The organism is Georgenia satyanarayanai (assembly GCF_900116375.1).
GTDB lineage: Bacteria > Actinomycetota > Actinomycetes > Actinomycetales > Actinomycetaceae > Oceanitalea > Oceanitalea nanhaiensis.
Genome location: NZ_UETB01000001.1, coordinates 220,517 through 246,032, shown reverse-complemented (window position 1 = coordinate 246,032; position 25,516 = coordinate 220,517). Strand labels below are relative to the sequence as shown.

Below are 25,516 nucleotides of genomic sequence, written 5' to 3'. Positions count from 1 at the left end.
GAGCCATGACCGTTCCCGCCACCCTCGACCACCTCCTGTGGGCCGTCCCGGACCTCGCCACCGGCGTCGCCCACCTCGCCGAGCTCACCGGCGTGGAGGCCGTCCGCGGTGGCTCCCACCCGGGGCTGGGCACCGCCAACCACCTCCTCACCCTCGACGTGCCGGGCACGACCGGCCCGCGCCGCACCTACCTCGAGGTCATCGGTCCCGACCCGGAGCAGGACCTGCCCGCGGACCGGGTGGGCCTCGGCGTCGGTCACGTCCGTGAGCCGTCGCTGCACACGTGGGCCGTGCGCCCCAACGACCTGGACCGCACGGTCCGCGAGGCCGCGGCCGCCGGCGTGGACGTCGGCGAGGTCAGGGCGACCGAGCGCACGACCCCGGACGGGCGGCTGCTGCGCTGGCGGATGACACCCGGCACCGGCGGCATCCGCCCCTTCCTCATCGACTGGCGGGACACGCCGCACCCCGCCCAGGCCGACCTGCCCGCGGTCACCCTGCTCGAGCTCGCGGCAGAGGCGCCCGATCCCGCAGCAGCGACGCGCATGCTCGCGGTGCTCGGTGCGCCGCTGCCGGTGACCGCCGGGCCGAGGGCCGCCCTGCGGGCTGTCCTGCAGACCCCGCGCGGCCGGGTGGTCCTCGCTACCGGGTGACCTTCCCGGTGAGCGCGGCCACCGGCTGGGTGAAGACGGGCTTGGCCACCACCCACGCGGCCACCATGAGCGCGAGCGCGACACCGAAGTAGATCAGGCCCAGCCAGCTGCCGTCGTTGCGCGCGGCGAACATGTGGTTCAGGTTGCCCTGCGCGTCCGTGGCCAGCACGAGGGTGACGTGGACGACGGTGAACGCGACGAAGTAGACCATCAGCGGGAAGTGCAGCGCCCGGGCCAGGCTCATCGGCACGAAGCGCCAGCTCGCCGGCCACACCGGTGACATCCGCAGCCCGGTGACGAGGGCCAGGGGCGCCGCGACGAAGACCGTGAGGAAGTAGGACAGCACCTGCAGCGCGTTGTAGTTCACCCAGCTGCCGTGCGTGGGCCAGTCCAGGGACAGGTACTGGAGCGCGACGGACAGGGCGTGGGGGAAGACGTCCCAGCTCGTCGGCACCAGGCGCATCCAGTGGCCGGTGACGACGATGAGGACGGCGAAGACGAGGCCGTTGAGCACCCACAGGGCGTCCGCGGCCAGGTGCAGCCACAGGTTGAGGCTGATGCGCACGGGCTTCCTCCCGCGGCCCGCCCTGCGCGGCTGCCAGTGGCCCTTGGGACGCTGGGTGGTGCGGATGAGCCAGCCGCTGCGGACGATGAAGACGAGGAGGAAGGCGTTGAGGAAGTGCTGCCAGCCGACCCAGGCGGGCAGCCCGACCGGCGCCGTCTCCGGCAGCTCGGTGGTGCCCGGGTAGTCGTTGACGAAGCCGGCCACGGCCGGCACCTCGCGCAGCCACCGGGCGACGAGCACGACGACGACGAGCGCCGCCAGTGCCGCCGGAACCATCCACGCCAGCTGCTGACCCCGGCTGCGCGCAGCACCCTTCGACGACATGCCTCACCCATTCCACGACTGACCGGCCGGGCCTCCAGGCCCGCCACACAGCCTAAGGGCAGCGCGCGCCACGTCATGGCAGGGTGGCCGGGCTCGGCTCGACCACCGGTTGACCAACCCTTGGGTCTATACTGACAACCTTCTTCCCGCCGGCAGGTGCCGGCGACGGCCGGCACGGTGCCGACCCGCTGCGCGACCCAGCGCGCGGACCACTCTGCGTGTCCTCACGAACCCGCCGCCCAGCCCCGCCGCGTCGCGGTTGGAGCACGCGCCGACGACAGGCGTCGCTCACCGCACGCACCGACAACACGAGAGGCGGTTCCTGTGCCCCGACGTACCCGAGCGCTCGCCGGCTTCGACCCGTCCTTCGTCGTGGTGGACCACGGCCGACCCGACGCCCACGAGCTCAAGCACACGGTGGACGCCGTGGGCAACGAGCTGCTGCTCTACCGGGACACCGTCTCGCGCCGGCAGCGTGCGCGTGACCGGGCCTCGGTGCTCGGCAGCCGCGTGGTCTCCGCCCTCCCGCGCCGCCTGAGCGCAGGGCTCGCCCGCACGGTCGCGCGGAGGCAGTCGCTCGGGCGCCGGCCCGGTGCGGACCTCCATGCCCGCCCCCTCACCCCTGCGGAGGCGCGGGGATGCGGGACGGCCGTCGTCGCCGACCACGCTGTCGAGGAGGCCGCACGCCGCAACCAGGTCCTCACCGCGCTGCGCGACGCCGGGGTCCGCGCGACCGTCATGCCCGCGGGTGCCGGCAAGCCGGCCGCCGTCGTCGTCCGCCGCGTCGACCGGGCCCGGGCGGCCGCCGCTCTCGCCGACGGCCTGGACCGCACCTGGCGGGTGGTCCCGCTCGACACCCGCACGGCACGTCCCCGCGGTCTGACGGCGAGTCGCCTCGCCCGGGCCGTGGCCGCCCGCGACGGGTTCCGGGTCTTCCGCGCGGCCCCCGGCCCGGCGGGCGCGCTCCTGGGGGCCGAGGTGGGCGTCGACGTCGAGACGTGGCCGCAGGTGCCGTCCACGCCCACCGGACCCGGCGAGCTTCCCTCGGAGACCGAGGGCACCCTCGTCGCGCCACGCCGCCAGGCCTGGACCACCCAGCTGACCCCTGCGCAGTGGCGGGAGGCGGCCGTGCGCGGCTCCGTCGAGGTCGGCCCGCTGCCCCACCTGTTCGACGCCGCAGTCCCGGTCGACGTCGTCTACACGTGGGTCGACGGTGAGGACCCGGTGTGGAACGCCGGGCGCCTCGCCGCCCTGGGCGTGCCCGCCGACCAGCGCCACACGGCCGAGGCGACGCACGCGTCGCGGTTCCGCTCCCAGGACGAGCTGCGCTACTCGCTGCGCTCCCTCGAGACGTTCGCCCCGTGGGTGCGCCGCGTCCACATCGTCACGGCCGGGCAGGTGCCGGACTGGCTCGACACCGGCCACCCTCGGGTGCGCGTCGTGGACCACCGCGACATCTTCACCGACCCGGGTGTGCTGCCCGTGTTCAACTCCCACGCCATCGAGTCCCAGCTGCACCACGTCCCCGGCCTCGCCGAGCAGTACCTCTACCTCAACGACGACGTGTTCTTCGGCCGGCCCGTCACCCCGAGCCTGTTCTTCCACAGCAACGGGCTGGCGAAGTTCTTCACGTCATCCGCCCTCATGGACGCCCGCGGGCACCGCGCGGACGACTCGCCCGTGACGAGCGCCGCCAAGAACAACCGCGCCCTCGTTGACGAGGTCTTCGGGCGGCGGGTGACCCACCTGTTCCAGCACACTCCCCACCCGCAGCTGCGCTCGGTGCTCCACCAGATGGAGGCCGCACACCCGGACCAGTTCGCCCGGGTGGCCGCGTCCACCTTCCGCCACCCGGACGACCTGTCGATCAGCTCGGCGCTGCACCACTACTACGCCTACGCCCTCGGCAGGGCGGTGCCAGGTCGCCTGGCCTACCTCTACCTCGATCTCGCGCACCCTCGTGCCGCGGCCCGGCTGCGCCGGATGCTGCGCCGACGGGAGCTCGACGTCTTCTGCCTCAACGACTCCCCCGCCGTCGGCGAGGACGGGCGCGCCGAGCTCCTCGGTGACTTCCTCGCGAGGTACTACCCGGTGCCGAGCACCTTCGAGCTGCCCGTGAGCGGCGGCTCCCCGCTCGAGCACCCGCTGACGACGGCGCGGGTCGCCTAGCCCGGCCCCGACGTCCGGGGGCCCTCGGTCGCCTGCCGGACCGGTCCTCGCCGCCGTCGCGCGAGACGGCTCAGGTCCGTCGGCAGGTGTGCCGCTGAGCTGCACCGACGTCCGCGACACGCGCGCGACACGCCGAGACAGCTGTCGCTCAGGCGGGTCCTGGCGGGACGTCGGTGCAGGACAGCAGCACTCGCCGGAGCCGTCTCAGCCGACCAGCCGAGGCCGCAGCTCGGAGCCGAAGAAGTCGAGGAACGCGTCCGCGTCCGGGCCGACGTTCATCGTGACGACGTGGTCGAAGCCCGCGTCGGTGAACTGCCGGATCGTCGCGAGGTGCCGCTCGACGTCGGGGCCGCAGGCGAACTGCTCCTTGACGTCCTCCTCGCGCACGGTGGCCGTGGCGGCGTCGAAGTTCACCGGGTTGGGCAGCTCGGACATCACCTTCCAGCCGGTCAGCGCCCAGCGGCTGGTCTCCAGGGCGTGCGCGGCCGCCTCCTCCTCGGTGGCGGCGTAGGCGAGCGGCGCCTCGGCGTAGAGCGGGCCGTTCCCACCGGCGCCGCGGAAGGCCTCGATGAGGGAGGCGTCGGGGTCGGTCGCGAAGAGCCCGTCGCCGAGCTCGCCGGCCAGCCGCGCCGCCTGCGGCCCACCGCCGGCGACCGCGATGCGCGGCAGCTCCTCAGGGAGGTCGAAGACGCGCGCGTCCTCGAGCTGGAGGTAGCGCCCGTCGTAGCTCTGGTAGCCGCCCTGCCACAGCAGCCGAATGATCTCCAGCGCCTCGCGCAGCATGGCCTGGCGCTCCGTGGCCGAGGGCCACGGCTTGCCGACGACGTGCTCGTTGAGCCGCTCCCCCGAGCCCACGCCCAGGGTGAACCGGCCACCGGAGATGAGCGCCGTCGTCGCCGCGGCCTGCGCGATGATCGCCGGGTGGTAGCGGAAGGTCGGGCAGGTGACGCCGGTGACGAGGCCGATGCGCTCGGTGCGCGCGGCGATGGCGGCGAGGACCGACCACGCGAAGGGGCTGTGGCCCTGGTTGTCGAGCCAGGGGTGGTAGTGGTCGCTGATCTCGACGAAGTCGTAGCCGACCTCCTCGGCGCGGACGGCCTGGCGGATGAGCTCCTGCGGCCCGTAGGCCTCCGCAGCGAGCTTGTAGCCGAGCTTCATGGTGGGTCTCCCTGGTGAGCTGGTCGGGGTGGTCAGTGGCCGGCGGCGCGCCGCACGAGCGCGGCCATGGCGTCGGGGTCGTCGCTGTCGATGACGGGCACCTCGTCCTCGAGGTGGAACTCGATGCCGGGGTTGTGGACGTCGGAGCCGTCGGCGAGGAAGACGTGCGGGCTGCCCTGGACGTCCTCGCGGTGGGTGCGGTAGTCACGCATCATCGGCCCGCGCGCGCGGCCGTCGTCGAGCGCCTCCCGCAGCGCGCCGGTGTCGACGGAGGGGCAGGACTCGGCGACGGCGAGGATCTCGTGGAGCATGCTCACCGTGCGGCTCTCGGCGAACAGCGCCCTGCGCAGCGCGAGGTCGAGCTCCTCCGAGGCGGCGAGGCCCTGCGCCTTCGCGGCGTGGACGGCCTCGTTGGCGAGCAGGGTGGTGACGGGCCACTCCGACTCCTTGCCCTGCCACTGCTGGTAGCCGAAGTCCGGGGCGAGCCCGGCGAAGACGGGGATCTCACCGGAGACGAAGTCGAGCGGCAGCGGGGAGGCGTTGACGTCCTCGAGGAGGAACAGGCGGTGGTCCACCCGGACCTCGTCCTCCAGACCCGCCTCGGCGCGGGCCGCGTAGAAACGGTGCAGGGCCAGGGTGGCCCACCCGCAGGCGACGTCGGAGTACAGCACGATCGTCCCGGGCTCCACGTGGATGGGCATGGCACGTCCTTCCGTCGGCTTCCCGACGAGTCTCACCCGGCTCGGGCGAGCGGGCATCTCACGACGACGGCGTGAGCCCCGCCAACCACGCCCGGACGGCCGCTCCGATGGCGGGCTGGTCCTTCTTCAGGCTGTGGTCGCCCGCGACGACGACGACGCTCCGCCCGGGCCCCTCCGGCGGCATCCCGAAGGCGTCCCACTCCCCCTGGACCACGAGGGTGGGCACGCCCGCGCCCTCGAGCTCGGGCAGCCGGCTGGGCCGCTCGGCCTTGCCCGGCGGCTGGAGCGGGAAGGCCAGGCACAGGACGCCGACGGCGCCGAGCGAGCGGGCCGTGCGGCACGCGACCCGCGCGCCCGAGGACCGTCCCCCCAGGACGAGCGGCAGCCCGGCACCCGGGCCGGCGCGCAGCCGGTGGACGACGGCGGTCCACGCCGCGTCGAGCTGCGTCGCGGGTGCGGGCGCGCGGCGACCGGCCACCCGGTAGGGCTGCTCGACGAGCGCGACTCCCCAGCCCAGCTCGCCCGCGACGGCCGTGGCGGTGCGCAGGTCCGGGGCCTGGACCCCGCCGCCTGCGCCGTGGCCGAGCACGAGCAGGCCGCGGGTCCCGGGATGCAGGTGCACCCGTGCCGGCCCGTGCGCCGTGTCGATCTCGAGGGTCTCGCCGCTCATCCCCCGATCGTAGGCGCGCGGACCCGGGGCAGGCCGGGCCGGCTACGCGTCGTCGGGGTCGGGGATGTCGCGGCTGATGCGGAAGCGGCGCAGCTCCCGGTTGGTCGCGGCGACGACGACGATCCCCACGAGGCAGGCCAGCCCGCCGGAGGTGGCCGCGAAGGCGGCGCTCGTGGCGCCGGCGACGACGCCGGCACGGAAGTTGCCGATCTCCGGCCCGGCCACGCCGATGACGTGCTCGACCGAGGTCACCCGGCCGCGGTGGCTGTCGGGCGTGGCGAGCTGGACGGCGGCGCCGCGCGAGATCACCGAGACCGTGTCCGCCGCACCGGCGAGGACGAGCGCCGCCAGCGCCAGCCACAGCGGCCCCACCAGGCCGAAGACGGCCAGCGCCGCTCCCCACGTCCCGGCCGCCCAGAGCTGGACGGCGCCGGGCCGGTCGGAGCGCGTGACGGTGCCCGAGGCGAAGCCGGCGAGCACGCCACCGACCGCGACGGCGCTGAGGAAGAGCCCCAGCGTCTCCGGGTCGCCGCCGAAGCGCTCCTCGTTGATGACGGGGAACAGCGCGATCGGCATCGCGAGCAGCGTCGCGACGAGGTCGGTGACGTACAGCCCGCTCACCACCCGGCTGCGCCTGATGTAGCGCATCCCCTCGACGACGGCGCGCGGCCCGCGTCCGCTCGGGGCCCCGGTGGGCGGCATGGCGGGCAGCCGGACCACGGCGTACAGCGCGGCGAGGGACGCGACCGCCTGGACGAGGTAGGCGGGGGTGAGCCCCCACTGCCCGAGGACGAGGCCCGCGAGCGCCGGCCCGACGAGCATCGCGGCCTGGAAGCTCAGGTGCTGGAGCGCGATCCCGGAGGCGACGAGCTCGCGGCCGAGCAGCCGGACCGGGAAGGTCCGCTGCGCCGGGGCGCCGAGCGCACCGAAGCCCGCCTGGGTGGCGACGAGGAGGAGCAGGAGCCCGAGCGACCCCACGTCGAGCAGCGCCTGGGCCGCGAGGCCGAGCGCGGCGACGAGCTGGGCCAGCATCGTCCAGCGCACGAGCGAGCGGCGGTCGACGGCGTCGGCGAGCGCCCCGCCCACGAGCCCGAGCAGGACGAGCGGCACGGCCCGCGCCAGCCCCACCGCGCCGGTCCACACCGGGCTGTGCGTCATCTCCCACACCTGGAACAGCACGGCGACCGACGCGATCTGCCCGCCCACCGCCGAGAGCGAGGTCCCCACCCACAGCCGCCGGTACGCCGGACTCACGCGCAGGGGGCGGACGTCGAGCAGGCGGTGCTTCACCGCGCCACGGTAGCCCCTGCCGCGGGCACGCCCTGACAAGGCCGACGGTGTCGGCAAGACTGGCGCCATGCGAAACGTGGAGCAGCTCACCGACGTCGTCACCTTCCACGGCGAGGGGCCGGTGTGGTCCCTCGAGTGGGGTGGCCTGCGCTTCGTCGACATGCACGCCGGCGGGGTGCTCACCCTGCGTGACGACGGCAAGGTCGACCGGATCACCGTGGGGAAGGTCGCCGCGATGGTGCGCCCGCGCGCCGGCGGTGGCTACGTCGTCGCCACGGAGAAGGGGATCGCGCTGGCCGACGACCTCACCGCCGCCCCCACCCGCGAGGTCCGGCTCACCGACCGGGAGAACGAGCGGATGAACGAGGGCGGGGCCGCCCCCGACGGGAGCCTGTACGTCGGCTCGATGGCCTGGGACGGCTCGCCCGACGGCGGGCGCCTCTACCGCGTCACCCCCGACGGCGGCACCGAGGTGGTGCTCGACCCCGTCTCGATCTCCAACGGGCTGGGCTTCTCCCCCGACCACACCCGCGCGTACTACGCCGACAGCGGCCCCGGCCGCATCGACGTGTTCGACGTCGACGGCGGGGTGCTGGGCGAGCGCCGCCCCCTCGTCACCTTCGACGACGACGACGGCGGTGTGCCCGACGGCCTGGTGATCGACTCCCAGGGCGCGCTGTGGGTGGCCGTCAACGGCGCCGGACAGGTGCGCCGCTACTCCCCGGACGGTGAGCTCCTCGAGACCGTCGAGGTCCCGGTCCCGGGTGTCACCGCGTGCACGCTCGGCGGCCCCGGCCTCACCGACCTCTTCGTCACCACCTCGCGCGAGGGCGACGACACCCCGGGCGCGGGCGCCGTGTACGCGACCGCGGTGGACGTGCCCGGGCTGCCGGTCCTGCCCTTCGCGGGCTGAGCCGGTGGACGTCCTGCGCTCGGTCGCGCTCTTCGGCGGGGCGGCGCTCTTCGAGATCGGCGGCGCCTGGCTCATCTGGCAGGGGGTGCGCGAGCACCGTGGATGGGTGTGGATCGGCGCGGGGGTCGTGGCGCTGGGCATCTACGGCTTCTTCGCCGCCCTGCAGCCGGACGCGAACTTCGGCCGGATCCTCGCGGCGTACGGCGGGGTGTTCGTCGCCGGCTCGCTCGTGTGGGGCATGGTCGTCGACGGCTTCCGGCCCGACCGCTGGGACGTCACCGGCGCGCTCCTGTGCCTCGCCGGCGTCGCCGTCATCATGTACGCGCCTCGCCCCGCCGCCTGAGCCCGCCGCCGGCCAGCGCGCCGCCCCGCTGGCTGCCCGCCGCCGGCCACCCACCGCCCCGCCGGCCGGCAGCCCGCCGGCCGGCAGCCCGCCGGCTGCCCGCCGCCCCACCCTGCGCCCTCGAGGCCACCGTGCGCCCGGTAGACCGGGCGCACGGTGGACGAGGAGAAGCATGGTCGAAGGGGCTGCGGCGCCCGGGCGCCTCGTCCTGGGCCGTCAGACTGATTCACCAGGTGGATCAGTTGAACGTCCCGCGCACACCACTCCCCGCCGGCGCGGCCCAGCGGTGGAGCCGGCCCGCTACCGCCTCGGGAGCTCGGGCGGGAGGGCGAAGTGGGCGAAGAGCTCGGGGCCGAAGAACGCGGTCACCCGGGCCACGCCGTCCGGCCCGGGGACGACGTGCTGGAGCTGGAAGGCGCGGTGCACGCCGTCCTCCTCGCGCATGTACAGGGCCAGCACGGGCTCGCCGTTGGCGGAGGTCGGCAGCATCCGCATGTCGCCCGCCCGCTGCGCGGGGCACCACGTGCTGATGAGCGTGCCGACGTTCCGCGCGCCGCGGTACCACTCCGGGTACGGCGGCATCTCCCACACCACGTCCGCGGCGAGGAGGTCGACGATCGCGGCGACGTCGTAGGCCTCGAAGGCCGCGACGTAGGCGCGCAGCAGCGCCCGGCGGCGCTCGTCGTCCGGCAGCCGCGGCGGCTCCTCGGGGTCGATGTCCGCGAGGCGGGCACGGGCCCGCTGGAGGGTGGAGTTCACCCCGGCGACGGTGAGGTCCAGCGCCTCGGCGACCTCCCGCGCGCGCCACGCGAGCACGTCCCGCAGGAGCAGTACGGCGCGCTGCTGGGCGGTGAGGTGCTGCAGCGCCGCGACGAAGGCCAGCCGGACGCTGTCCCGGCTCACCGCCTGCGCCGCGGGGTCGGGCTGGTGCTGGGACCACAGGAGGTCGTCGGGCATCGGCTCGAGCCACGAGACGGCCGTCTCCGGCAGCGGCTGGTCGCGCGGGTCCGCGGCCGGCGCACCCAGGCCGGTGGGCAGGGGACGGCGCTTGCGGCCCTCGAGGTGGGTGAGGCAGGCGTTGGTCGCGATGCGGAAGACCCACGTGCGCAGCGAGGAGCGGTTCTCGAAGCCGTGGTAGGCGCGCCACGCCCGCAGGTAGGTCTCCTGGACGAGGTCCTCGGCGTCGTGGACCGACCCGGTCATCCGGTAGCAGTGGGCGAGGATCTCCCGGCGCAGCGGCTCGAGCAGCTCGGCGACGTCGCCTGCCGTGACTTCGGGCCGGTCCGGGTCGGCGAGCGCCGTCGTCGGCTGCTCGGTCTGTGAGGCGACCATGTCCCGACGGTAGATCCCGCCGTCGGGGCCTGTCACCCCTCCCTGCCATGTCCGACGGGTGCCGACGACGGTGCTCATGCGGCGGCCCGCTCGATCTCGGCGAGGTCGATCTTGACCATCTGCATCATCGCGGCGGCTACGCGGCCGGCGCGCGCGGGGTCGGGGTCACGCATGAGCTCGAGCAGCCGGGTGGGCACGACCTGCCACGACAGCCCGTAGCGGTCGGCGAGCCAGCCGCACATCGACTCGCGCCCGCCGCCCTCGAGCAGCCGCGACCAGTAGCGGTCCACCTCCGCCTGGTCCGCGCAGCCGACCATGATCGACACCGCCTCGGTGAAGGGGCGTCCGGGTCCGCCGTTGAGGGCCAGGAAGTCCCGTCCGTCGAGCCGGAAGGACACCGACAGCGGCTCCCCGGCCTGCTCGGGGTTGTTCTCCCCCCAGCGCATCACCTCGACGATCTCCGAACGCGGGAAGACCGACACGTAGTGCTCCGCGGCCTCCAGCGCCTCGGTGTCGAACCACAGGCAGGTACTCATGTCGGGCATGGGTGCTCCTCTCGTCCCCGCTACCGACCGGGGACGACGCCGGAACTCATCGCCCCCGCCCGCGACGAGTTCCGCGGGCGGCCGGGGTCGGTCACGGGTGAGGCGGCACCGCGCCGCCCACCGAGGGAGGACACCGCCATGGACCGCATGATCTTCGTCAACCTGCCCGTCCGGGACCTGGCGGCCACGCGCCGCTTCTACACCGGCGTGGGGTTCGAGGTGAACGAGACGTTCTCCGACGAGCACTGCGTGTGCGTCGTCCTGTCCCCCACGATCTACGTCATGGCCCTGGACCACGCCCGCTTCGCCGACTTCGTCACCACCCCGATCGCCGACCCCCGCGAGACCACCCAGGTGATCTCGTGCCTGTCGATGGCCACCCGGGAGGAGACCGACACCTTCGTCACCGCGGCGCTGGAGCACGGCGGCGCCCGCCACGCCTACCCGGTCCAGCAGGGGGAGATGACCGGCCCGGAGGGCGAGGAGATGTACGGCGCGGCCGTCACCGACCCCGACGGCCACATCTGGGAGCTCCTCTACATGGCGCCGGCGGCGGTCTGAGCGAGCTCGGCGCGGCGCGCGCGCAGCGCGGCGACGTCCTGCGCGGACGCGGCCACCGAGGCGACGGTCAGGGCCATGGCCGTCCCGGCGTCGAGCATGGTGTCGTAGGCGGGGTCCTCGTCGGCGGCGCGCGCGAAGTCGGCGGTGTGGATGGCGGCCTCGGTGTTCGGCAGGCTGATCCACGGGTGGATCGAGGGGATGACGCGCGAGACGTTGCCCATGTCGGTGGACCCTCCGCGCGGGCCGCTGTTCGGGGCGGCGTCGTAGCCGAGCGTCTCCAGGGCGCCCGCCCAGTGGCGGCACAGGACGTCGTCGTGGTCGAGGGGCTCGTAGACCGGCTCGGTGGGCGCCACCTGGAGGGTGGCGCCGGTGGCGAGGGCCCCGGCCTCGAAGCAGCGGCGCACCCGCTCGAGCAGGCTCTCGTACTCGGGCATGGTGAACGCGCGGCACTCGAAGTCGACGATCGCGGTCTCGGGGATGATGTTCGTCGCGTCCCCGCCGTGGGCGACGACGGCGGAGACCCGGTGGTCCCCGGGGATCTGCTGGCGCAGCAGCCCGATCGCGACCTGGGCGACGACGGCGGCGTCGGCGGCGTTGACCCCGCGGTGCGGGGCGGCGGCCGCGTGCGACCCCCGGCCGCGGAAGGTGGCGCGGTAGCGGCCCACGGCCTGCGTCGTCGTGCCCTGCGGGTTGAAGCCGTGGCCCGCCGGCAGGGCGTGGACCATGAGGGCGAGGTCGACGTCGTCGAGCACGCCGCGCTCGAGGAGGAGCACCTTGCCGCCGCCGTGCTCCTCGGCCGGGGTGCCGACGACGACGACGCGCAGTCCCAGCTCGGCCGCCACCGGCTGCAGCGCGAGCGCGGCGGCCACGCCGGCGCCCGCGATGAGGTTGTGGCCGCAGGCGTGGCCCACGTTCGGCAGGGCGTCGTACTCGACACAGATCGCGACGGTCAGCGGCCCCTCCCCCACGGTGGCGGTGAAGGCGGTGGGCATCTCCGCCACCCCGTGCCTGACGGCGAAGCCCTCGCGGGCGAGCAGCTCGGTGATGGCGGCCGCGGCGCGGTGCTCGGTGAAGGCCTGCTCGGGCCACTCGTGGATCGCGCGGGCCAGGGAGACCGCGGCCTCCGCGTGGCGGGTGACGGCCTGCGCGATCGCGGCGCGCGTGCCGCCGGACGTCGCGAGCTCTGCGCGATCCATCGGTCCTCCTGCTGACGTGGGTGCGGCAATCGTCCCACGGCCGGTGTCAGTGCCCGAAGGCCGCGCTGCGCGACCGGGCGGGACGTGGGAGGGGCCGGTGACGTACCACCGGCCCCTCCGTACTACCGCGGGCTTCTCAGCTCGTGCTCCGGCGGCGCAGCGCGAGCGCCGTGCCTCCACCGAGCAGGAACAGGGTCACGAGGAGGAGCGCAGCGACGTCACCGGCGCCGGTGGACGGCAGGGCGCCGCCCTGCTTCTCGTCCTCGTCGGCCGCACCGTCCTCGCCGTCCTCGCCGTCCGTCGGGGTGCCCGGCGTCGGGTCCTCACCGGGTTCGCCGTCGCCCGGAGGCGGCGTCGAGCCGCCGTCGTCCTCACCGGGCGTCCCGGTCGGCGCGGCAGCCACGACGTACTCCTGGGAGGCGGCCTCGGCCGGGAGGAACCCGTCCGCGGCGGCGCTGACGATCACCTGGACCGAGGAGCCGGCGGTGCCGTCCGGGAGGAGCAGCCAGGGGCTGCTCACGCCCTCGAGGACGGTGCCGTCGAGCAGCCACCGGTAGGTGAGCTCCGCGTCGGCGGGGTTGGACTCGACGTGAGCGGTGACGACCCGGCCCTCGACGACCTCTCCGACGAGCTGGGGCTGCGTGAGTACCAGCTGCCGCTCGACGTCCACGGTGTACTCCCGGCTGACCTCACCGTCCGCGGACACGACGCTCACCACGGCGCGGGGGCTCTCGGTGGTCGGCTGGACCACCTCGACGGTGGCGGCCTCGTCGACGGCGAAGGCCGTGACCACGGGCAGGCGCTCACCCTCCACGGTCACCGAGTACTCCGTAACGTCGGGGGCGAACCCGTGCACCGAGGACCCGTCGACGCGCAGCGCGGCGAGGTCCGCGACGGACGCGACCCCCGGTCCCATCGCCATGACCTCGACCTCGGAGACGATCATGTGGGTGTTCTCCGGGGCGTTCATCACGACCCGCAGCCCCGTGGTCCCGACCGTGTCGGAGAGGTCCAGGGTGACGACGGGAGCGGTGCCGTCCTCCGGCGCCACGACCGGCTGAGGGACCTCGTAGCCGGGGACCGCCTGCCACGCGCCGTCGGCGTCGAGGTACTCGGCCGAGACGCTCTGTCCCCACGAGAGGTGGCTGCCGTCGCGGTAGAAGTGGATCGTCGCGGCGTGCAGGTCCTCCACCTCGTCGAACTCGTAGGTGAAGGTGTCGGACGCGTTCTTGGTCCCGCTCCTCCAGTTCGACCAGGCCTTGTCACCGAGCACCTCGTCACGGGTCTTGTTGACGTCGTAGCCCGGCTCGGTGAAGGTCGCGGAGACCGACGTCGAGTCGAGCGGCGCGATGTTGAAGGGCGCAGGCTCGGCGACGACGACGGACAGGGTCGCGTCCAGCTCGACGTCGGGGTCGTTCGACTGCGCCGTGCCGGGGACGGTGACGACGCCGACCTCCGCGAGGTCCTCGGCCGTCACGTCCGTGAAGTCCCAGACGACGTCCGCCGGGAAGGTGATGAGCGAGGCGCCCGTCCGTGCGGGCACGGTCTGCGGCGCCGCGGCGGCGACCGCCTCGACGCTCACCCCGGTCCGGACGGTGACGGACACCGGGTCGGTGATCGTGTGCCCACCGACGACGACGACCGCCTGCGCGGCCACCTCGTTGCCGTACACGTCGGTCGCGGTCCCCGTGACGACGACCTCGCCCGTGGTCTCCCAGACGTCCGCACCAGGCAGGTCCCACGCGACGGGCGCCGGCTGGCCGGTGCCCCACGCGTAGGTGGGGACGACCGTCTGCGGCAGGGTCGGCGCGATGCCGGCCAGGGTCCTGACCTCCACCTGCTGGCTGCCGGTCGCGGCAGTGTCGCGCACCGTCCAGCGCTGGTGCGCCCCTCCGCCGGAGCTCCACGTGCCCACCTGGGCGTCGTCCGCGGTGGACTGCCCGTTGACCTCCATGGCCTGGCTGAGCGCCTCGTTGACGAGGGACCAGGTGCGGCCGTCCTCCGTCGTGAGCATCCACCGGGTCTGGCTCGTCGTCTGCGCCTCCTCGACGGAGATGTCCCGCAGGTCCGTGCCGGCGGCGGTGGCGCCGAGAACGCGACCGTCCGCCGTCGTCAGCACGTAGGGACGGACGTCGGAACGCACGTCCGACGGAGCCTCGTGGACGGTCCAGAGCTGGTCCGCCACCTCCTCAGGAGTGGTCGCGCTGGACCGGATGACCGTCGCGTGGGTCTCACCGACGCTCAGCGGCTTGCCGCTCTGGGCGCCGACGAGCTGGTAGGTGCCTCCGTCGGTGACGGGGGCGGCGTCGTCGGCCACGCCGGAGACGCCGTCGATGACGACGGTGGTGATGGACTGGGCCGGCACCTCCACGGTGGCTTCGTCACCGGAGACGGGCTGCACGGCATCCTCGACGAGCGCGTTGGCGAGCGGGTCGGCCTCGGTGCCCGCGGTCGTGGTGACCGTGCGGACGGTGGCGTCCGGCGCGACCTCCGCGAAGCGGGTGAGGTCCACGGTGAGGTCGCGTGCCTCCGCGGCGGTGTTCCGGTAGACGAGCGTCACGCTCTCGCCGTCCTCGGAGACGGCCGCGGTGGTCGCGGTGGAGTCGGTGGCGATGATGCGGTCACCGGGCTCGATGTAGTGGGTGAAGTGCTGGACCGCGGCGAACTTGGTGCCCACGATGATCTCGCACTCGGGGACCTCGGAGAGGTCGCCGTCAGCGTCGGCCACGCGGCGGGCCGAGCGCCAGACGCCGTCCTCGCCGGGAGCGCAGTCGAAGTCGATGAAGATCGAGCCCCAGTTGAGGTTCTCCCCGGTCGGCTCCATGTTGTAGAGGTCCTCGACCGGCTGCCACATGACCCAGGCACCCGGCTCGAGCTCGCGCAGGTCGCTCTGGATGCGCTCGGCGATGCCCAGGCCGTTCTCGATGGCTGCGGGGTTGAAGCCGTTGTTGTACCAGTTGCCCTCGATCTCGCTCTGCCACAGCCTCGTGTCGGCCGACTTCGCGAGGTCACGCACGACCCGGCGGTCACCGGTGCCGTAGGTGTGGACGTTCATCTGCTCGACCGCGGCGCGGGCCTCGGGCGTGTAAGCGCTCCAGTTGCGGGCGAAGGTGCTGGGGTTCGTCTCGTCCATCGCCGAGATGACGGCGTCGGTCTCGGCGGTCGAGAGCCGATCGTCGAGCGCGGCGATCATGTCGACCTGTCGCTGCGGGCCGACGTGCATGCCCTCCTGGCGGCCGCCCGTCGGGTTGCCGTCCGGGCCCAGCTGGGTGGACCAGTAGTTGGTGTTCGGCTCGTTGAACGGGTCGATAGTGGCGACGTCGAGGCCGTACTCGTCCTCGAGGAACTCGGAGACCGTGACGAGGTAGCCGGCGAACTTCTCCATCGCCGCCGGGTTGAGGTTCTCGGCGTTGCCGTCGAACCCGCCGGAGACGTAGCCGCTCTCCGTCATGAAGTACGGCGCGGAGTTGGCGAAGACCTCCCAGTGGGAGATCCGCTCGTCCTCCACCAGCCGCTCGACCCACCAGCGCTGCGTGGGGTCCGCCGTGAAGTCGTAGTGCTCCGGGTTGTCCGGGTCCCAGGCGTCGAGCACCGCCGGGCGGTTGGCCACGGTCGTCGGGGCCCCGTAGAGCTCACCGGTGGTGTCCTCGGCCCAGAAGCCCTCGACGGCGCCACCGGGGCGCAGGTAGTCCGTGACGTCCGAGGCGTGGCCGCCGCCGACGTTGTACCGCGCGATGTTGAGGTCGAGGCCGTCGTCACCGAAGACGGCCTGGTACAGCTCCTCGCGCAGCTCGTCGGGGTAGCCACCGGTCGCGTTGGCCATCCACACCAGGCTGGTCCCCCAGCCCTCGAAGGGTGCCCCGGCGTACCACGGGTTCGGGGTCACGGTGACCCCGTCCGTCGCCGCCTGTGCGGTGGGCGCCGAGCCGGCGTCGACCGCGAGGGCACCACCGGCGACAAGGGCTGCGCCCGCAGTGAGCGCCACCCCCCTGCGCCATCGTGGCATCGTTGTCATGTTCGATCCTTCCGTTCGTCGTTGATGTGACGCCGAGGCGCCGGGAAGTGTGTGTCGGGCGGGCGTCACCGCGACGCCTGCGGGGAGTGCCGGCGCACCAGCGGTGCGCCGGCCCCGGTGTGCGGACGCGGCCGGCTCAGTCGGCGGTGGTGGTCGACCACCTCGGACCCGGGACGAACCGGGCAGCGGCGTCGGCCGCGCCGGTCAGCTCGAGCACGGTGAGCGAGTTCCGGTCCTCGCGCACGAGCGGCGCCGGGACGTAGAGGGTGTGCTGGGGCCCCTTGCCCCAGTAGCGGCCGAGGTTCCATCCGTTGAACCAGGCGACGCCCTTGCCGAGGCCGGAGGTGTCGAGGAAGAGGTCGGCCGGGCTGTGGCCCTCCAGCTCCCACAGCGACAGGGACGGCCCGGCCAGGCCGGGGCCGCGCGCCGCGCTGCCGCCGCTCGCGCCGGCACCGGCGAGCTCGACGGCCCACTCGTCCACCGGGAGCGCGGCCGCGTGCCAGCCGCGCAGCGGCTCGCCGTCGAGGAGGACGGGACCGATGACGCCCTTGGGCTCGCCGATGCGCGGGCCGTAGTTGACGCGGCCCTGGTCCTCGACGACGAGCTCGAGGGTGGTCCGGCCGCCGGCGGGCAGCGCGAGCGCCCGCCCGCCCTCGGCGCGGTCGAGGACACCGACGGGCATGCGGTTGCAGAAGACCTGGACGCGGTCGCGGGCCTCGCCGATCGTCAGCAGTGCCGACTCGGGCAGGTCGACCCACGTGCGGTAGCAGGAGAAGCCGGACAGGGCGCCGATCTGCTCGTGGGTGGGGGCGTCGTCGTGCTCCTGCCACGCCTCGTGGCGGTCGACGAAGGACCACAGCGGCACCGACGCCGTCGGCGCGGGGACGTGGACGCTGGGGGCGGGGGCGCGGCGCGCGACGGGCTCGGGTCCGAGACCGCGGTGGCCGCGGATCACAGCCTGCATGGCGTCGTACTTGGGGGTCGGTGTCCCGTCCTCGGCCATGGGCGCGTCGTAGTCGTAGGACGTGATCGTGGGGCGGTAGCTGCCCTTGTCGTTGGCCCCGCTGGTGAAGCCGAAGTTCGTGCCGCCGTGGACCATGTAGAGGTTGACGGAGGCGCCGGAGGCGAGCAGCTCGCGCAGGTCCTCGCCGGTCCCGTCGGGGTCGGTGACGTGGTGGTCCTCGCCCCAGGCGTCGAACCAGCCGTTCCAGTACTCCATGCACATGAGCGGGCCGGTGGGCTGGTGGCGGCGCAGAGTCTGCAGCCGCTCGAGGCTGCGGGAGCCGAAGGTCGCCGTGCGGTGCAGCTCCGGCAAGCCGCCGCGGGTCAGCATCCCGTCCTCCGCCTGGTCGCAGGTGAAGAGCGGGACGGTGATGCCACCGTCCCGGAGCATGGCCGCGAGCTTGCGGAGGTAGACCTTGTCCTCGCCGTAGGCGCCGTACTCGTTCTCGACCTGGACCATGAGGACCGGTCCGCCCTCGTGCACCTGGAGGGGCGCGATCACCGGGAGAAGGGCGTCCATGTACTCCTGGACCGCGGCGAGGTAGCGCGGCTCGTCGCGGCGCATCTGCACGTCCGGGTCCGCCAGCAGCCAGGCGGGGATCCCGCCGTTGTCCCACTCGGCGCAGATGTAGGGTCCGGGACGGACGATCGCGTGCATCCCCGCGTCCTGCACCAGGCGCAGGAACCGCGCGAGGTCCCGCTGACCGTCGAGGAGGAACTCACCGCGCCGGGGGGCGTGGAAGTTCCAGGCGACGTAGGTCTCGATCGTGTTGAGGCCCATGGCCCTGGCCGTCGCGATGCGCCGCGCCCACTGGTCGGGGTGGATGCGGAAGTAGTGCATCGCACCGGAGATGATCTGGTGCTCTCGGCCGTCCAGCACGAAGTGCTCCTGGCCGATCTCGAAGCTGGTCATCGTTCCTCTTGGCATGGTTCAGGGCAGGGCAGGGCCGAGCCTCGTGGGCGGGTTCCCGCTCGTGCGGGCGTGCGGGGACGCGCCCACCGGGTGGTGGACGCGTCCCCGGGGCGGGGGTCAGGGAGCGGTGACGCTGAAGCCCTGGTCGTTGCCGTAGGTGACGATCGCGTCCTGCCAGGCGGCGAGGCCGTCGGCGATGGTCGTGTCGGAGACGTAGGCCTGGCCGACGGAGTCGTTGAAGATGCTGTTGGCGTAGACCTGGTAGGGCAGGTACTGCCACCCCTCGACGACGTTGGCCGCGGACTCGGCGAAGACCTGGTTGGCCTGCTGGCCGCCGAAGTACTCGAACTCGGCGTTGAGGAACTCCTCGGCCTCGATGTGCGCGGTGGTGGCCGGGAAGGCACCGAGGTCCACGCGGGTCTGCACGCCGTCGCCGACGTTGGCGTACTCGAGGAACGCGTAGGCGAGCTCGGGGTTCTCGCTCGCCGCCGGCACGGCGAGGGAGCTGCCGCCGTTCTCGGCGCTCGCGCTGCCGCCGTCCTCCCACTGCGGCATGGGAGCCACGCGCCACGAGCCGGAGCCCGCGGGCACACCGGACTCGAGGTTCGCCGGCATCCAGGCGCCGATGACGAGGGTGGCGATGGAGCCGCTGCCCAGGCCCTGGTACCACTCGTCGCTCCAGGAGCTGATCGGGGCGACGAGCTCCTCGTCGATCATCGTGTCCCAGAACGAGGCGAAGGTCGTGCTGCCCTCGTCGGCGAGGTCGACGGTGACGTCGGTCCCCTCCGCCTGGAAGGGCTGCCCGCCCGCCTGCCAGATGAGACTCGTGGTGAAGCCCGCGTCACCGGTGTCGTTGGTGATGTACAGGCTCGGGTCGGCCTCCTTGAGGGTGCGGCCCGCCTCGCGGAACTCCTCCCACGTCGTGGGCACCTCGATGCCGTGCTCCTCGAAGAGGTCGGCGTTGTAGAACATCGCCATGGGACCGGAGTCCATGGGGAGGCCGTAGATGCCACCACCGGTGGAGACCGCGGCCCAGGGCCCGGGGGTGAAGGTGCCGTCGAGCTCCCCCGCGCCGTACGCGGAGAGGTCGGCGAGGTCACCGGAGAGGGAGAACTGGCCGAGCGCGTAGTACTCGACCTGCGCGACGTCCGGCACCCCGCTGCCCGCGGCCATCGCGTTCTGGAGCGCCGTGTACTGGTCGTTGCCGGTCCCGGCGTTCACCAGGTCGATCTCGACGTTCGGGTACTCGGTCGTGAAGTCCTCCACGACCTGCTCGAGGGTGGGCTCCCAGGCCCAGACGGTGAGGGAGCCGCCCTCCTCGAGGACGGCCTCGAGGTCGACGTCACCGGCGGGCGCGGTCGCACCGGTGCCGGCGTCGTCGTCGGCGTCGGAGCCGCAACCGGCGAGCACGAGTGCCGCTGACGTGACGAGCGCGACGCCGGCGACGGCGCGGCGCGATGGGGTACGGGACATGGGGTGACCTCTCACTTCATTGGGGGTTGGTGGAACTGCGAGAGCCGGGTGAGGAGCTACTCCTTGACGCTTCCGGCAGCCAGCCCGGACTGCCAGTAGCGCTGGAGGAGGAGGAACGCGGCGATGAGCGGCACGATCGTCAGGAGCGATCCGGTGATGACGAGGTTGAAGATCGCCTCGCCGCCCGCCGTGGCCGCCTGGGCGTTCCAGGCGTTGAGCCCGATCGTCAGGGGGTACCAGTCGGGGTCCTTGAGCATGATGAGCGGCAGGAAGTAGTTGTTCCACGTCGCGACCGTGGTGAAGAGGACGACCGTGACGACCCCTGGCGACAGCAGGCGGAGGCTGATCGAGAGGAAGGTGCGCCACTCCCCCGCGCCGTCCATCCGTGCCGCCTCGAGCAGCTCTGTGGGGATCGCCTCCGAGGCGAAGGTCCACATGAGATAGAGCCCGAAGGGCGAGATCAGCGAGGGGATGATCACCGCCCACGGGGTGTTCGTCAGGCCCATGCGGCTGAACATGAGGAAGGTGGGGACCGCCAGCGCCGTCCCCGGGACCGCGATCGCTCCGATGACGACGGCGAAGACGCCTCGCTTGCCGGGGAAGTCGAACTTCGCCAGGGCGTAGCCGCCGATGATCGCGAGGAAGGTGGCACCGCCCGCACCGACGACGACGTAGAGCAGGGTGTTGGCGAACCAGCGCAGGAAGATGCCGTCGTCGTAGCTGACCGTCTGGACGATGTTGTCCCACAGCGCGAAGTCCCCGGCGAACCAGAGCCCGAAGGAGGACAGGAGACCCTCCTGCGTCTTCGTCGCATTGATGAAGAGCCACACCAGCGGCACGAGGCTGTAGACGAGGACGATGCCGGTGACCGCGGTCAGCACGGCACTGCGGCGGGGGCGCTCGCGCGAGCCGACGCGGGGGCGCAGCGTCGTGAGACGACGGCGCCGCGCGGTGGAGGGCGGCGTGGTGGTGACGTCGGTGCTCATGGCTCAGGCCTCCCGGCGCATGCCGCGAAGCTGGACGGCGTAGGCGACGACCATGGTGACCAGACCCATGATGATCGCGACGGTCGCGGCGTAGTTGTACTGCTGTCCTGAGAAGGACAGGTTGTAGGCGTACAGGTTCGGGGTGAAGTACGTCGTGATGGCGTTGGGCGCCAGGCTCTGCAGGATGCTCGGCTCGTTGAAGAGCTGGAAGCTGCCGATGATGGAGAAGATCGTCGCGATGACGAGTGCGCCGCGGATCGCGGGGAGCTTGATGGAGCGGACGACGCGCCACTGGCCGGCGCCGTCGATCTCCGCCGCCTCGTACAGCGAGGCGGGGATGACGCGCAGCGCGGAGTAGAAGATCAGCATGTTGTAGCCGACGAACTCCCAGGTGACGATGTTGCCGATCGCGAGCAACACGAACTCCGGCGAGAGCGGGGCCGGCAGCGAGATTCCGAAGGCGTCGTTGATGTTGCCGACGAGACCGAAGCGGGTGCCGTACATGAAGCCCCACATGAGTGCGGCGACGACGGCGGGGACCGCGTACGGCAGGAAGATCGAGATCCGGAAGAAGTTCGAGCCGTACAGACGGGCGCTGTCCACGGCCATGGCGACGAACAGCGAGATGCCGAGCATGACGGGCACCTGGACGAGCAGGAAGACGCTGACCCGACCGAGGGCGGACCAGAACTGCGGGTCGCTCAGTGCGCGGCTGTAGTTCTCCAGCCCGACGAACACCGAGCCGCCGACCATCTGGTCGCGGAAGAGGCTGATGAAGATCGAGTACGCGATGGGGGCGAGGAAGACCAGCGCGAAGACGAGCATGAACGGGCCGATGAACGTCCAGGGCCGCCATGACCGTCGCCGGACCCGGCGCACCGGGACGACTGCAGCTGCCGGTGCTGCGGGGATCGCCATGTCCACTCCTTCGTGCCAACCAGATGTTTACGTAAACATCGCTGGGAGGTACTCTGGCACTACCGAACAGAATCTGTCAACATCTTCCGCAGACGCCCAATCCGGGCACCCGGGCGAGGACGCCCGCCGACACCGAGCCGCAGGGGGCTGGCATGAGTCTCGACACGCATCCGGTCAGCGGCCAGCCGCGCCGGCGCTCGTCCACCGACACGCCTGCATCGACCCGACGTCGCCGCCGCACCGCGCCCTCGATCGGCGACGTCGCCGCCGTCGCCGGGGTGTCCGCGCAGACGGTCTCCCGGGTGTCCACCGGCTACCCCGGCGTCCGTCCCGAGACCCGTGACCGCGTCCTGGCCGCGATGGACGAGGTGGGCTACGTCCCCAACTCGGCCGCCCGCGCGCTCAAGCACGGGGCGTTCCGCACCATCGGCGTCATCGCCCACCAGCTCGGCCGTACCGGTGAGTCCTTCACCGTCGATGCCGTCCTGGACGCCGCTCGCCAGGGTGGGTACGGCGTCACGCTCGTGGACGTCCGCACCCCCACCACGGAGGACGTGAGCGAGGCCGTGGCGGGACTCGCGGACATGGCCATCGACGGCCTCATCATCATCCGCGCCGAGTCGAGTACGCCCGAGGACCTCAGCCTGCCCCCGCACATCCCGGTGGTCGTCTCCGACTCCCACTTCGCCGGGCACCACCCCGCGGTGGCCACCGACCAGGACGCCGGGTCACGTCAGGCCGTCGAGCACCTGCTGGGGCTGGGGCACCGGACTGTCAGCCACCTCGCCGGCCCCGCCGACTCCCTGCCCGCCGTGGAGCGCGAGACCGCCTGGCGCCAGGCCCTGCAGGCGGCCGGACGGCCGGTACCGCCGCCGTACCGCGGCGACTGGACGGCGGCCGCCGGGCACACGGTGGGGGCCCGGATCGCCCAGGACGTCGCCGCCGGCGACGTGACGGCGGTGTTCTGCGCGAACGACCTCATGGCGCTGGGCCTGTACCGCGCCCTGTACGAGGCGGGGCTCCAGGTCCCCCGTGACGTGTCGGTCATCGGCTTCGACGACGTCCCGGAGGCGGGCTACTTCTGGCCGCCCCTGACCTCGGTGGCCCAGGACTTCCACCTCATCGGTGAGCGGCTCGTCCAGATGCTCGTCGACCAGATCGACGGCGGGCAGCGTCCCGGCGAACGGGTGCTGCTGTCCGTCGAGCTGGTGGTCCGCAGCAGCACCGCGCCGCCGCCCGGGGCCTGAGGCAGGCCCCGGTCCCGATCAGTGCCCGAAGGCCTCCGCCAGCCACCACGCGGGCTCGTCGGCGACGACCTTCGCGTCGATGAGCAGCGGCCGGTCCCGCGGCCCCTCGAGCCAGGCGCGGACCGGCGCGAGGTCCTGGACCCCGCGCACCGTCACCGCCTCGAAGCCGTAGCCGGCGCCGACGGCGGCGATGTCCGTGGGTGGGAAGGTGACGGTCGCGTGGTCCTCGCCGGTGAAGTGGTGGACCTCGGCGCCGTAGGCGTCGTCGTTGTACACGACGACGACCATCGGCAGCCCCAGGCGGCGTACTGTGTCGAGCTCGGCGGCCCCCATGAGCGCCCCGCCGTCCCCGAGGGCCGCGACGGGCAGCCGGTCGGGGCGGGCCAGGGCGGCACCGATCGCCGTCGCCAGGCCCAGCCCGATGGACTGGAAGGCCTGGGTGAAGCAGAAGCCCTGCTCGTCGGGGACCTCGAGGTACATCGCCGGGTAGCCCATGAAGTTGCCGGAGTCGACGGCGACGACGCGCTCACGCGGGAGGAGGTCGTCCAGCGCGGACGTGAGGGTGCGCGGGTCGATCCGCTCGCCGTCGGACGTGTCGGTGTACGGCACGTCGCGCCACCGCAGCCCGGTGTCGAGACGCTCGCGCAGCTCCGCGCTGCGGTAGCCCTCGCTGCGGTGGCTGCCGAGGAGCCGCTCGACCCCGCGGGCGGTGGCCGCGACGTCCCCGACGACGCCGAAGCTCAGCTCGCGGTGCATGCCCAGCGCCTCGGGGGTGTCGTCGACCTGGACGACGGTGGCGCCCGGCCCGATGAGGCGCCCGTGGCGCATCGTCCACATGTTCAGCGCGCAGCCCCAGCCGACGACGAGGTCCGCGCCGGCGATGAGCTCGGCGGCGAGCGGGGAGGAGAAGCCGCCGGAGACGTCGAGGGACCACGGCTGGTCGTGGAAGAGCCCCTTGGCGACGGCGGAGGTCGCCAGCAGCGCGCCGGACGTGTCGGCGAGCGCGACGAGCGCGTCACGGGCCGGCCCGGAGCGGGCGCCGCGCCCGGCGACGAACACCGGCCGGCGCGCGGCCCGCACGGCGGCGGTGAGGCGCTCGAGGTCGCCCTGGGCGACGGCCCGGGCGGGCGGTGGGACGCTCGGCCCGGGCAGCGGGGTCTCCTCGACCTCCGCGTCCAGGACGACGAGCGGCAGGTTGAGCACGACGGTGCGGCGCTCGTGGCACGCCATGGCGACGGCGGCGGCCGTCTCCTCCGCGGCCGTGGCCGGGTCGGTGATGCGCAGCGGCACCGCGCCGACGGCGTAGGCGAGCGCCTCCTGGTCGACGTGGAAGTTCGAGGTGAGCGTGACGGCCTCGGGGGCGAGGACGACGAGCGGGGTGCGGGACTTGGCCGCCTCGGCGATGCCGGTGAGCGCGTTCGTCAGCCCGCAGCCCTGGTGGACGGTGAGCGCCGCGGGCGCGCCGGCCGTGCGCGCGTAGCCGTCGGCCATCGTCGCCGCCCCGCCCTCGTGCCGGGCGGCGACGAACCGGGCCCCGGCGTCGATCATCGCGCCCGTCACGTGGAAGTTGCCCGAGCCGACGACGCCGAAGACGTGGTCGACCCCGCACGCCACGAGCGTCCGTCCGACGACCTCCGCTACGCGCACCACGGCTAGTGCTCGACGAGCGCGAGGACGCGCGTGGGAGACCCGGACCCGCCCTCGATCTTGAGCGGGGACGCGACGACCATCGCGCCGGTCACCGGCAGCCGGTCGAGGTTGCGCAGCTGGGACAGGCCGTACTTCCCGTTGCCGAGGAGGAAGTGGTGGCACGGGAAGAGCGGGTCGAAGCCGCCCGCCGCGCCGGCGTCCGTCCCGACGGTCTCCACCCCGATGCCCTGCAGCGGGCTCTCCTCCGCGACCCACCGCGCCGCCTCGACGGACATGCCGGGGCTGTGGGGGCCGTCGTCGGCGCGGTTGATCATGTCCTCCTGGCTCGTGCGCGCCGACCAGCCGGTGCGGCACAGCAGCCAGCCGCCCTCGGGCAGCGGGCCGTGCTCGGCGACGAGGGCGTCGATGTGCTCGCGCTCGATGAGGAAGTCGGGGTCGGCGGCCACCTGCGCGGTGACGTCGAGGACGACGGCGGGCGCGACGAGCACCCCGACGGGTACCGAGGCGATGTCTGCGAGGTCCCGGCCGCTGGCCCAGTGGTTGGGGGCGTCGAAGTGGGTGCCGGTGTGCTCGCCGGTGCGGAAGTTGTTCCAGTACCAGGCCGGCCCGCGGTCGTCGTAGCGGGAGATCTCCTCGAGCTCGAAGCGCGCGGTCTGGCCGAACTGCTCGGGCAGCTCGAGGATCGGCGTCTGCGAGGTGAGGGGCGCGGTGAGATCGACGACCTCCACCGCGCCGGTCCTTAGGGCGGCAAGCAGGTCGGTGAGGACGGGCATGGAAGGTCTCCTTCGACGGTCGGGCCGGGTCCACGGTGATCCTGGCACAGCGCCGACCGGCAGGCGCCCGATGTCCGCGGGGCGCGTAGGGTCGGGGCACCGGTACACCCACCTGGAGA

The 25,516-nt window shown here is 73.2% G+C and carries 21 protein-coding genes; 6 read left to right on the top strand and 15 right to left on the bottom strand.

Annotated features, from left to right (window positions below; translation table 11 throughout):
- Positions 1–5: 5 nt before the first annotated feature.
- Positions 6–653 (top strand): VOC family protein, encoded by a 648-nt coding sequence (locus tag DSZ44_RS01080; protein WP_110850744.1) that lies wholly within the window; start codon positions 6–8, stop codon positions 651–653.
- Here DSZ44_RS01080 and DSZ44_RS01075 read toward each other — a convergent pair.
- The gene (locus DSZ44_RS01075; protein WP_110850743.1) at positions 643–1,542 is read right to left on the bottom strand and encodes a cytochrome b/b6 domain-containing protein; all 900 of its coding nucleotides are present in this window, start codon (positions 1,540–1,542) and stop codon (positions 643–645) included. The genes DSZ44_RS01080 and DSZ44_RS01075 overlap by 11 nt on opposite strands.
- Positions 1,543–1,866: 324 nt before the next feature.
- On the opposite strand from DSZ44_RS01075, the gene DSZ44_RS01070 reads away from it, so the two are divergent.
- Positions 1,867–3,711 carry a stealth family protein gene (locus DSZ44_RS01070; RefSeq protein ID WP_110850742.1) on the top strand — a complete coding sequence of 615 codons (1,845 nt, stop codon included), beginning with the start codon at positions 1,867–1,869 and terminating at the stop codon, positions 3,709–3,711.
- A gap of 204 nt (positions 3,712–3,915) precedes the next feature.
- On the opposite strand, the gene DSZ44_RS01065 is transcribed toward DSZ44_RS01070, so the two are convergent.
- From DSZ44_RS01065 to DSZ44_RS01050, 4 genes are read right to left on the bottom strand one after another with little or no spacing between them, the layout of a single operon-like run.
- Positions 3,916–4,869 carry a TIGR03557 family F420-dependent LLM class oxidoreductase gene (locus tag DSZ44_RS01065; protein ID WP_110850741.1) on the bottom strand — a complete coding sequence of 318 codons (954 nt, stop codon included), beginning with the start codon at positions 4,867–4,869 and terminating at the stop codon, positions 3,916–3,918.
- A gap of 32 nt (positions 4,870–4,901) precedes the next feature.
- Positions 4,902–5,570: a DsbA family oxidoreductase gene (locus DSZ44_RS01060; RefSeq protein WP_110850740.1), complete on the bottom strand. Its 669-nt coding sequence runs from the start codon at positions 5,568–5,570 to the stop codon at positions 4,902–4,904.
- A 58-nt stretch (positions 5,571–5,628) separates the two neighbouring features.
- A complete protein-coding gene (locus DSZ44_RS01055; protein ID WP_110850739.1) occupies positions 5,629–6,240 on the bottom strand; it encodes an alpha/beta hydrolase family protein in 612 nt (203 codons plus the stop codon).
- A gap of 42 nt (positions 6,241–6,282) precedes the next feature.
- Positions 6,283–7,530: an MFS transporter gene (locus DSZ44_RS01050; RefSeq protein ID WP_220035050.1), complete on the bottom strand. Its 1,248-nt coding sequence runs from the start codon at positions 7,528–7,530 to the stop codon at positions 6,283–6,285.
- Positions 7,531–7,597: 67 nt separating this feature from the next.
- Here DSZ44_RS01050 and DSZ44_RS01045 point away from each other — a divergent pair, with 67 nt between their 5' ends.
- Entirely contained in the window at positions 7,598–8,443 is an 846-nt protein-coding gene (locus DSZ44_RS01045) for an SMP-30/gluconolactonase/LRE family protein (protein ID WP_110850737.1), read from the top strand.
- Between the two features lie 4 nt (positions 8,444–8,447).
- A complete protein-coding gene (locus DSZ44_RS01040; RefSeq protein WP_110850736.1) occupies positions 8,448–8,786 on the top strand; it encodes a YnfA family protein in 339 nt (112 codons plus the stop codon).
- A gap of 300 nt (positions 8,787–9,086) precedes the next feature.
- Here the strand turns inward: DSZ44_RS01040 and DSZ44_RS01035 are convergent, their stop codons facing one another.
- Positions 9,087–10,118, bottom strand: coding sequence for a sigma-70 family RNA polymerase sigma factor (locus DSZ44_RS01035; RefSeq protein WP_110850735.1), 1,032 nt, complete (start codon positions 10,116–10,118; stop codon positions 9,087–9,089).
- A gap of 74 nt (positions 10,119–10,192) precedes the next feature.
- The gene (locus DSZ44_RS01030; protein ID WP_110850734.1) at positions 10,193–10,663 is read right to left on the bottom strand and encodes a VOC family protein; all 471 of its coding nucleotides are present in this window, start codon (positions 10,661–10,663) and stop codon (positions 10,193–10,195) included.
- 138 nt (positions 10,664–10,801) lie between these two features.
- On the opposite strand from DSZ44_RS01030, the gene DSZ44_RS01025 reads away from it, so the two are divergent.
- On the top strand, positions 10,802–11,224 hold the full coding sequence (locus DSZ44_RS01025) for a VOC family protein (RefSeq protein WP_110850733.1): 423 nt from the start codon (positions 10,802–10,804) through the stop codon (positions 11,222–11,224).
- On the opposite strand, the gene DSZ44_RS01020 is transcribed toward DSZ44_RS01025, so the two are convergent.
- The 6 genes from DSZ44_RS01020 to DSZ44_RS00995 all read right to left on the bottom strand — a co-directional run bounded on the left by DSZ44_RS01020 (position 11,200) and on the right by DSZ44_RS00995 (position 21,727).
- A complete protein-coding gene (locus DSZ44_RS01020; RefSeq protein WP_110850732.1) occupies positions 11,200–12,420 on the bottom strand; it encodes an amidohydrolase in 1,221 nt (406 codons plus the stop codon). The genes DSZ44_RS01025 and DSZ44_RS01020 overlap by 25 nt on opposite strands.
- 136 nt (positions 12,421–12,556) lie before the next feature.
- The gene (locus tag DSZ44_RS01015) at positions 12,557–16,435 is read right to left on the bottom strand and encodes an RICIN domain-containing protein (protein WP_110850731.1); all 3,879 of its coding nucleotides are present in this window, start codon (positions 16,433–16,435) and stop codon (positions 12,557–12,559) included.
- Between the two features lie 136 nt (positions 16,436–16,571).
- Positions 16,572–18,350 (bottom strand): glycoside hydrolase family 35 protein, encoded by a 1,779-nt coding sequence (locus DSZ44_RS01010; RefSeq protein ID WP_110850730.1) that lies wholly within the window; start codon positions 18,348–18,350, stop codon positions 16,572–16,574.
- A gap of 117 nt (positions 18,351–18,467) precedes the next feature.
- A complete protein-coding gene (locus tag DSZ44_RS01005; RefSeq protein WP_110850729.1) occupies positions 18,468–19,823 on the bottom strand; it encodes an ABC transporter substrate-binding protein in 1,356 nt (451 codons plus the stop codon).
- Positions 19,824–19,879: 56 nt separating this feature from the next.
- Positions 19,880–20,809 (bottom strand): carbohydrate ABC transporter permease, encoded by a 930-nt coding sequence (locus DSZ44_RS01000; RefSeq protein ID WP_110850728.1) that lies wholly within the window; start codon positions 20,807–20,809, stop codon positions 19,880–19,882.
- Positions 20,810–20,812: 3 nt separating this feature from the next.
- Positions 20,813–21,727, bottom strand: coding sequence for a carbohydrate ABC transporter permease (locus tag DSZ44_RS00995; RefSeq protein WP_110850727.1), 915 nt, complete (start codon positions 21,725–21,727; stop codon positions 20,813–20,815).
- A gap of 152 nt (positions 21,728–21,879) precedes the next feature.
- On the opposite strand from DSZ44_RS00995, the gene DSZ44_RS00990 reads away from it, so the two are divergent.
- Positions 21,880–22,974 carry a LacI family DNA-binding transcriptional regulator gene (locus tag DSZ44_RS00990; protein ID WP_110850726.1) on the top strand — a complete coding sequence of 365 codons (1,095 nt, stop codon included), beginning with the start codon at positions 21,880–21,882 and terminating at the stop codon, positions 22,972–22,974.
- A gap of 18 nt (positions 22,975–22,992) precedes the next feature.
- On the opposite strand, the gene DSZ44_RS00985 is transcribed toward DSZ44_RS00990, so the two are convergent.
- Both DSZ44_RS00985 and DSZ44_RS00980 read right to left on the bottom strand, forming a co-directional pair.
- Positions 22,993–24,621, bottom strand: coding sequence for a thiamine pyrophosphate-binding protein (locus DSZ44_RS00985; protein ID WP_110851282.1), 1,629 nt, complete (start codon positions 24,619–24,621; stop codon positions 22,993–22,995).
- A 5-nt stretch (positions 24,622–24,626) separates the two neighbouring features.
- Entirely contained in the window at positions 24,627–25,397 is a 771-nt protein-coding gene (locus DSZ44_RS00980; protein WP_110850725.1) for a cyclase family protein, read from the bottom strand.
- Between the last annotated feature and the right edge of the window lie 119 nt (positions 25,398–25,516).

What these genes read in the sequence shown, in the direction of transcription:
- DSZ44_RS01080 (WP_110850744.1), top strand. Translation starts at nt 6, where the DNA reads ATGACCGTTCCCGCCACCCTCGACCACCTCCTGTGGGCCGTCCCGGAC.
- DSZ44_RS01075 (WP_110850743.1), bottom strand. Translation starts at nt 1,542, where the DNA reads ATGTCGTCGAAGGGTGCTGCGCGCAGCCGGGGTCAGCAGCTGGCGTGG.
- DSZ44_RS01065 (WP_110850741.1), bottom strand. Translation starts at nt 4,869, where the DNA reads ATGAAGCTCGGCTACAAGCTCGCTGCGGAGGCCTACGGGCCGCAGGAG.
- DSZ44_RS01060 (WP_110850740.1), bottom strand. Translation starts at nt 5,570, where the DNA reads ATGCCCATCCACGTGGAGCCCGGGACGATCGTGCTGTACTCCGACGTC.
- DSZ44_RS01055 (WP_110850739.1), bottom strand. Translation starts at nt 6,240, where the DNA reads ATGAGCGGCGAGACCCTCGAGATCGACACGGCGCACGGGCCGGCACGG.
- DSZ44_RS01045 (WP_110850737.1), top strand. Translation starts at nt 7,598, where the DNA reads ATGCGAAACGTGGAGCAGCTCACCGACGTCGTCACCTTCCACGGCGAG.
- DSZ44_RS01035 (WP_110850735.1), bottom strand. Translation starts at nt 10,118, where the DNA reads ATGGTCGCCTCACAGACCGAGCAGCCGACGACGGCGCTCGCCGACCCG.
- DSZ44_RS01030 (WP_110850734.1), bottom strand. Translation starts at nt 10,663, where the DNA reads ATGCCCGACATGAGTACCTGCCTGTGGTTCGACACCGAGGCGCTGGAG.
- DSZ44_RS01025 (WP_110850733.1), top strand. Translation starts at nt 10,802, where the DNA reads ATGGACCGCATGATCTTCGTCAACCTGCCCGTCCGGGACCTGGCGGCC.
- DSZ44_RS01020 (WP_110850732.1), bottom strand. Translation starts at nt 12,420, where the DNA reads ATGGATCGCGCAGAGCTCGCGACGTCCGGCGGCACGCGCGCCGCGATC.
- DSZ44_RS01015 (WP_110850731.1), bottom strand. Translation starts at nt 16,435, where the DNA reads ATGACAACGATGCCACGATGGCGCAGGGGGGTGGCGCTCACTGCGGGC.
- DSZ44_RS01010 (WP_110850730.1), bottom strand. Translation starts at nt 18,350, where the DNA reads ATGACCAGCTTCGAGATCGGCCAGGAGCACTTCGTGCTGGACGGCCGA.
- DSZ44_RS01005 (WP_110850729.1), bottom strand. Translation starts at nt 19,823, where the DNA reads ATGTCCCGTACCCCATCGCGCCGCGCCGTCGCCGGCGTCGCGCTCGTC.
- DSZ44_RS01000 (WP_110850728.1), bottom strand. Translation starts at nt 20,809, where the DNA reads ATGAGCACCGACGTCACCACCACGCCGCCCTCCACCGCGCGGCGCCGT.
- DSZ44_RS00995 (WP_110850727.1), bottom strand. Translation starts at nt 21,727, where the DNA reads ATGGCGATCCCCGCAGCACCGGCAGCTGCAGTCGTCCCGGTGCGCCGG.
- DSZ44_RS00990 (WP_110850726.1), top strand. Translation starts at nt 21,880, where the DNA reads ATGAGTCTCGACACGCATCCGGTCAGCGGCCAGCCGCGCCGGCGCTCG.
- DSZ44_RS00980 (WP_110850725.1), bottom strand. Translation starts at nt 25,397, where the DNA reads ATGCCCGTCCTCACCGACCTGCTTGCCGCCCTAAGGACCGGCGCGGTG.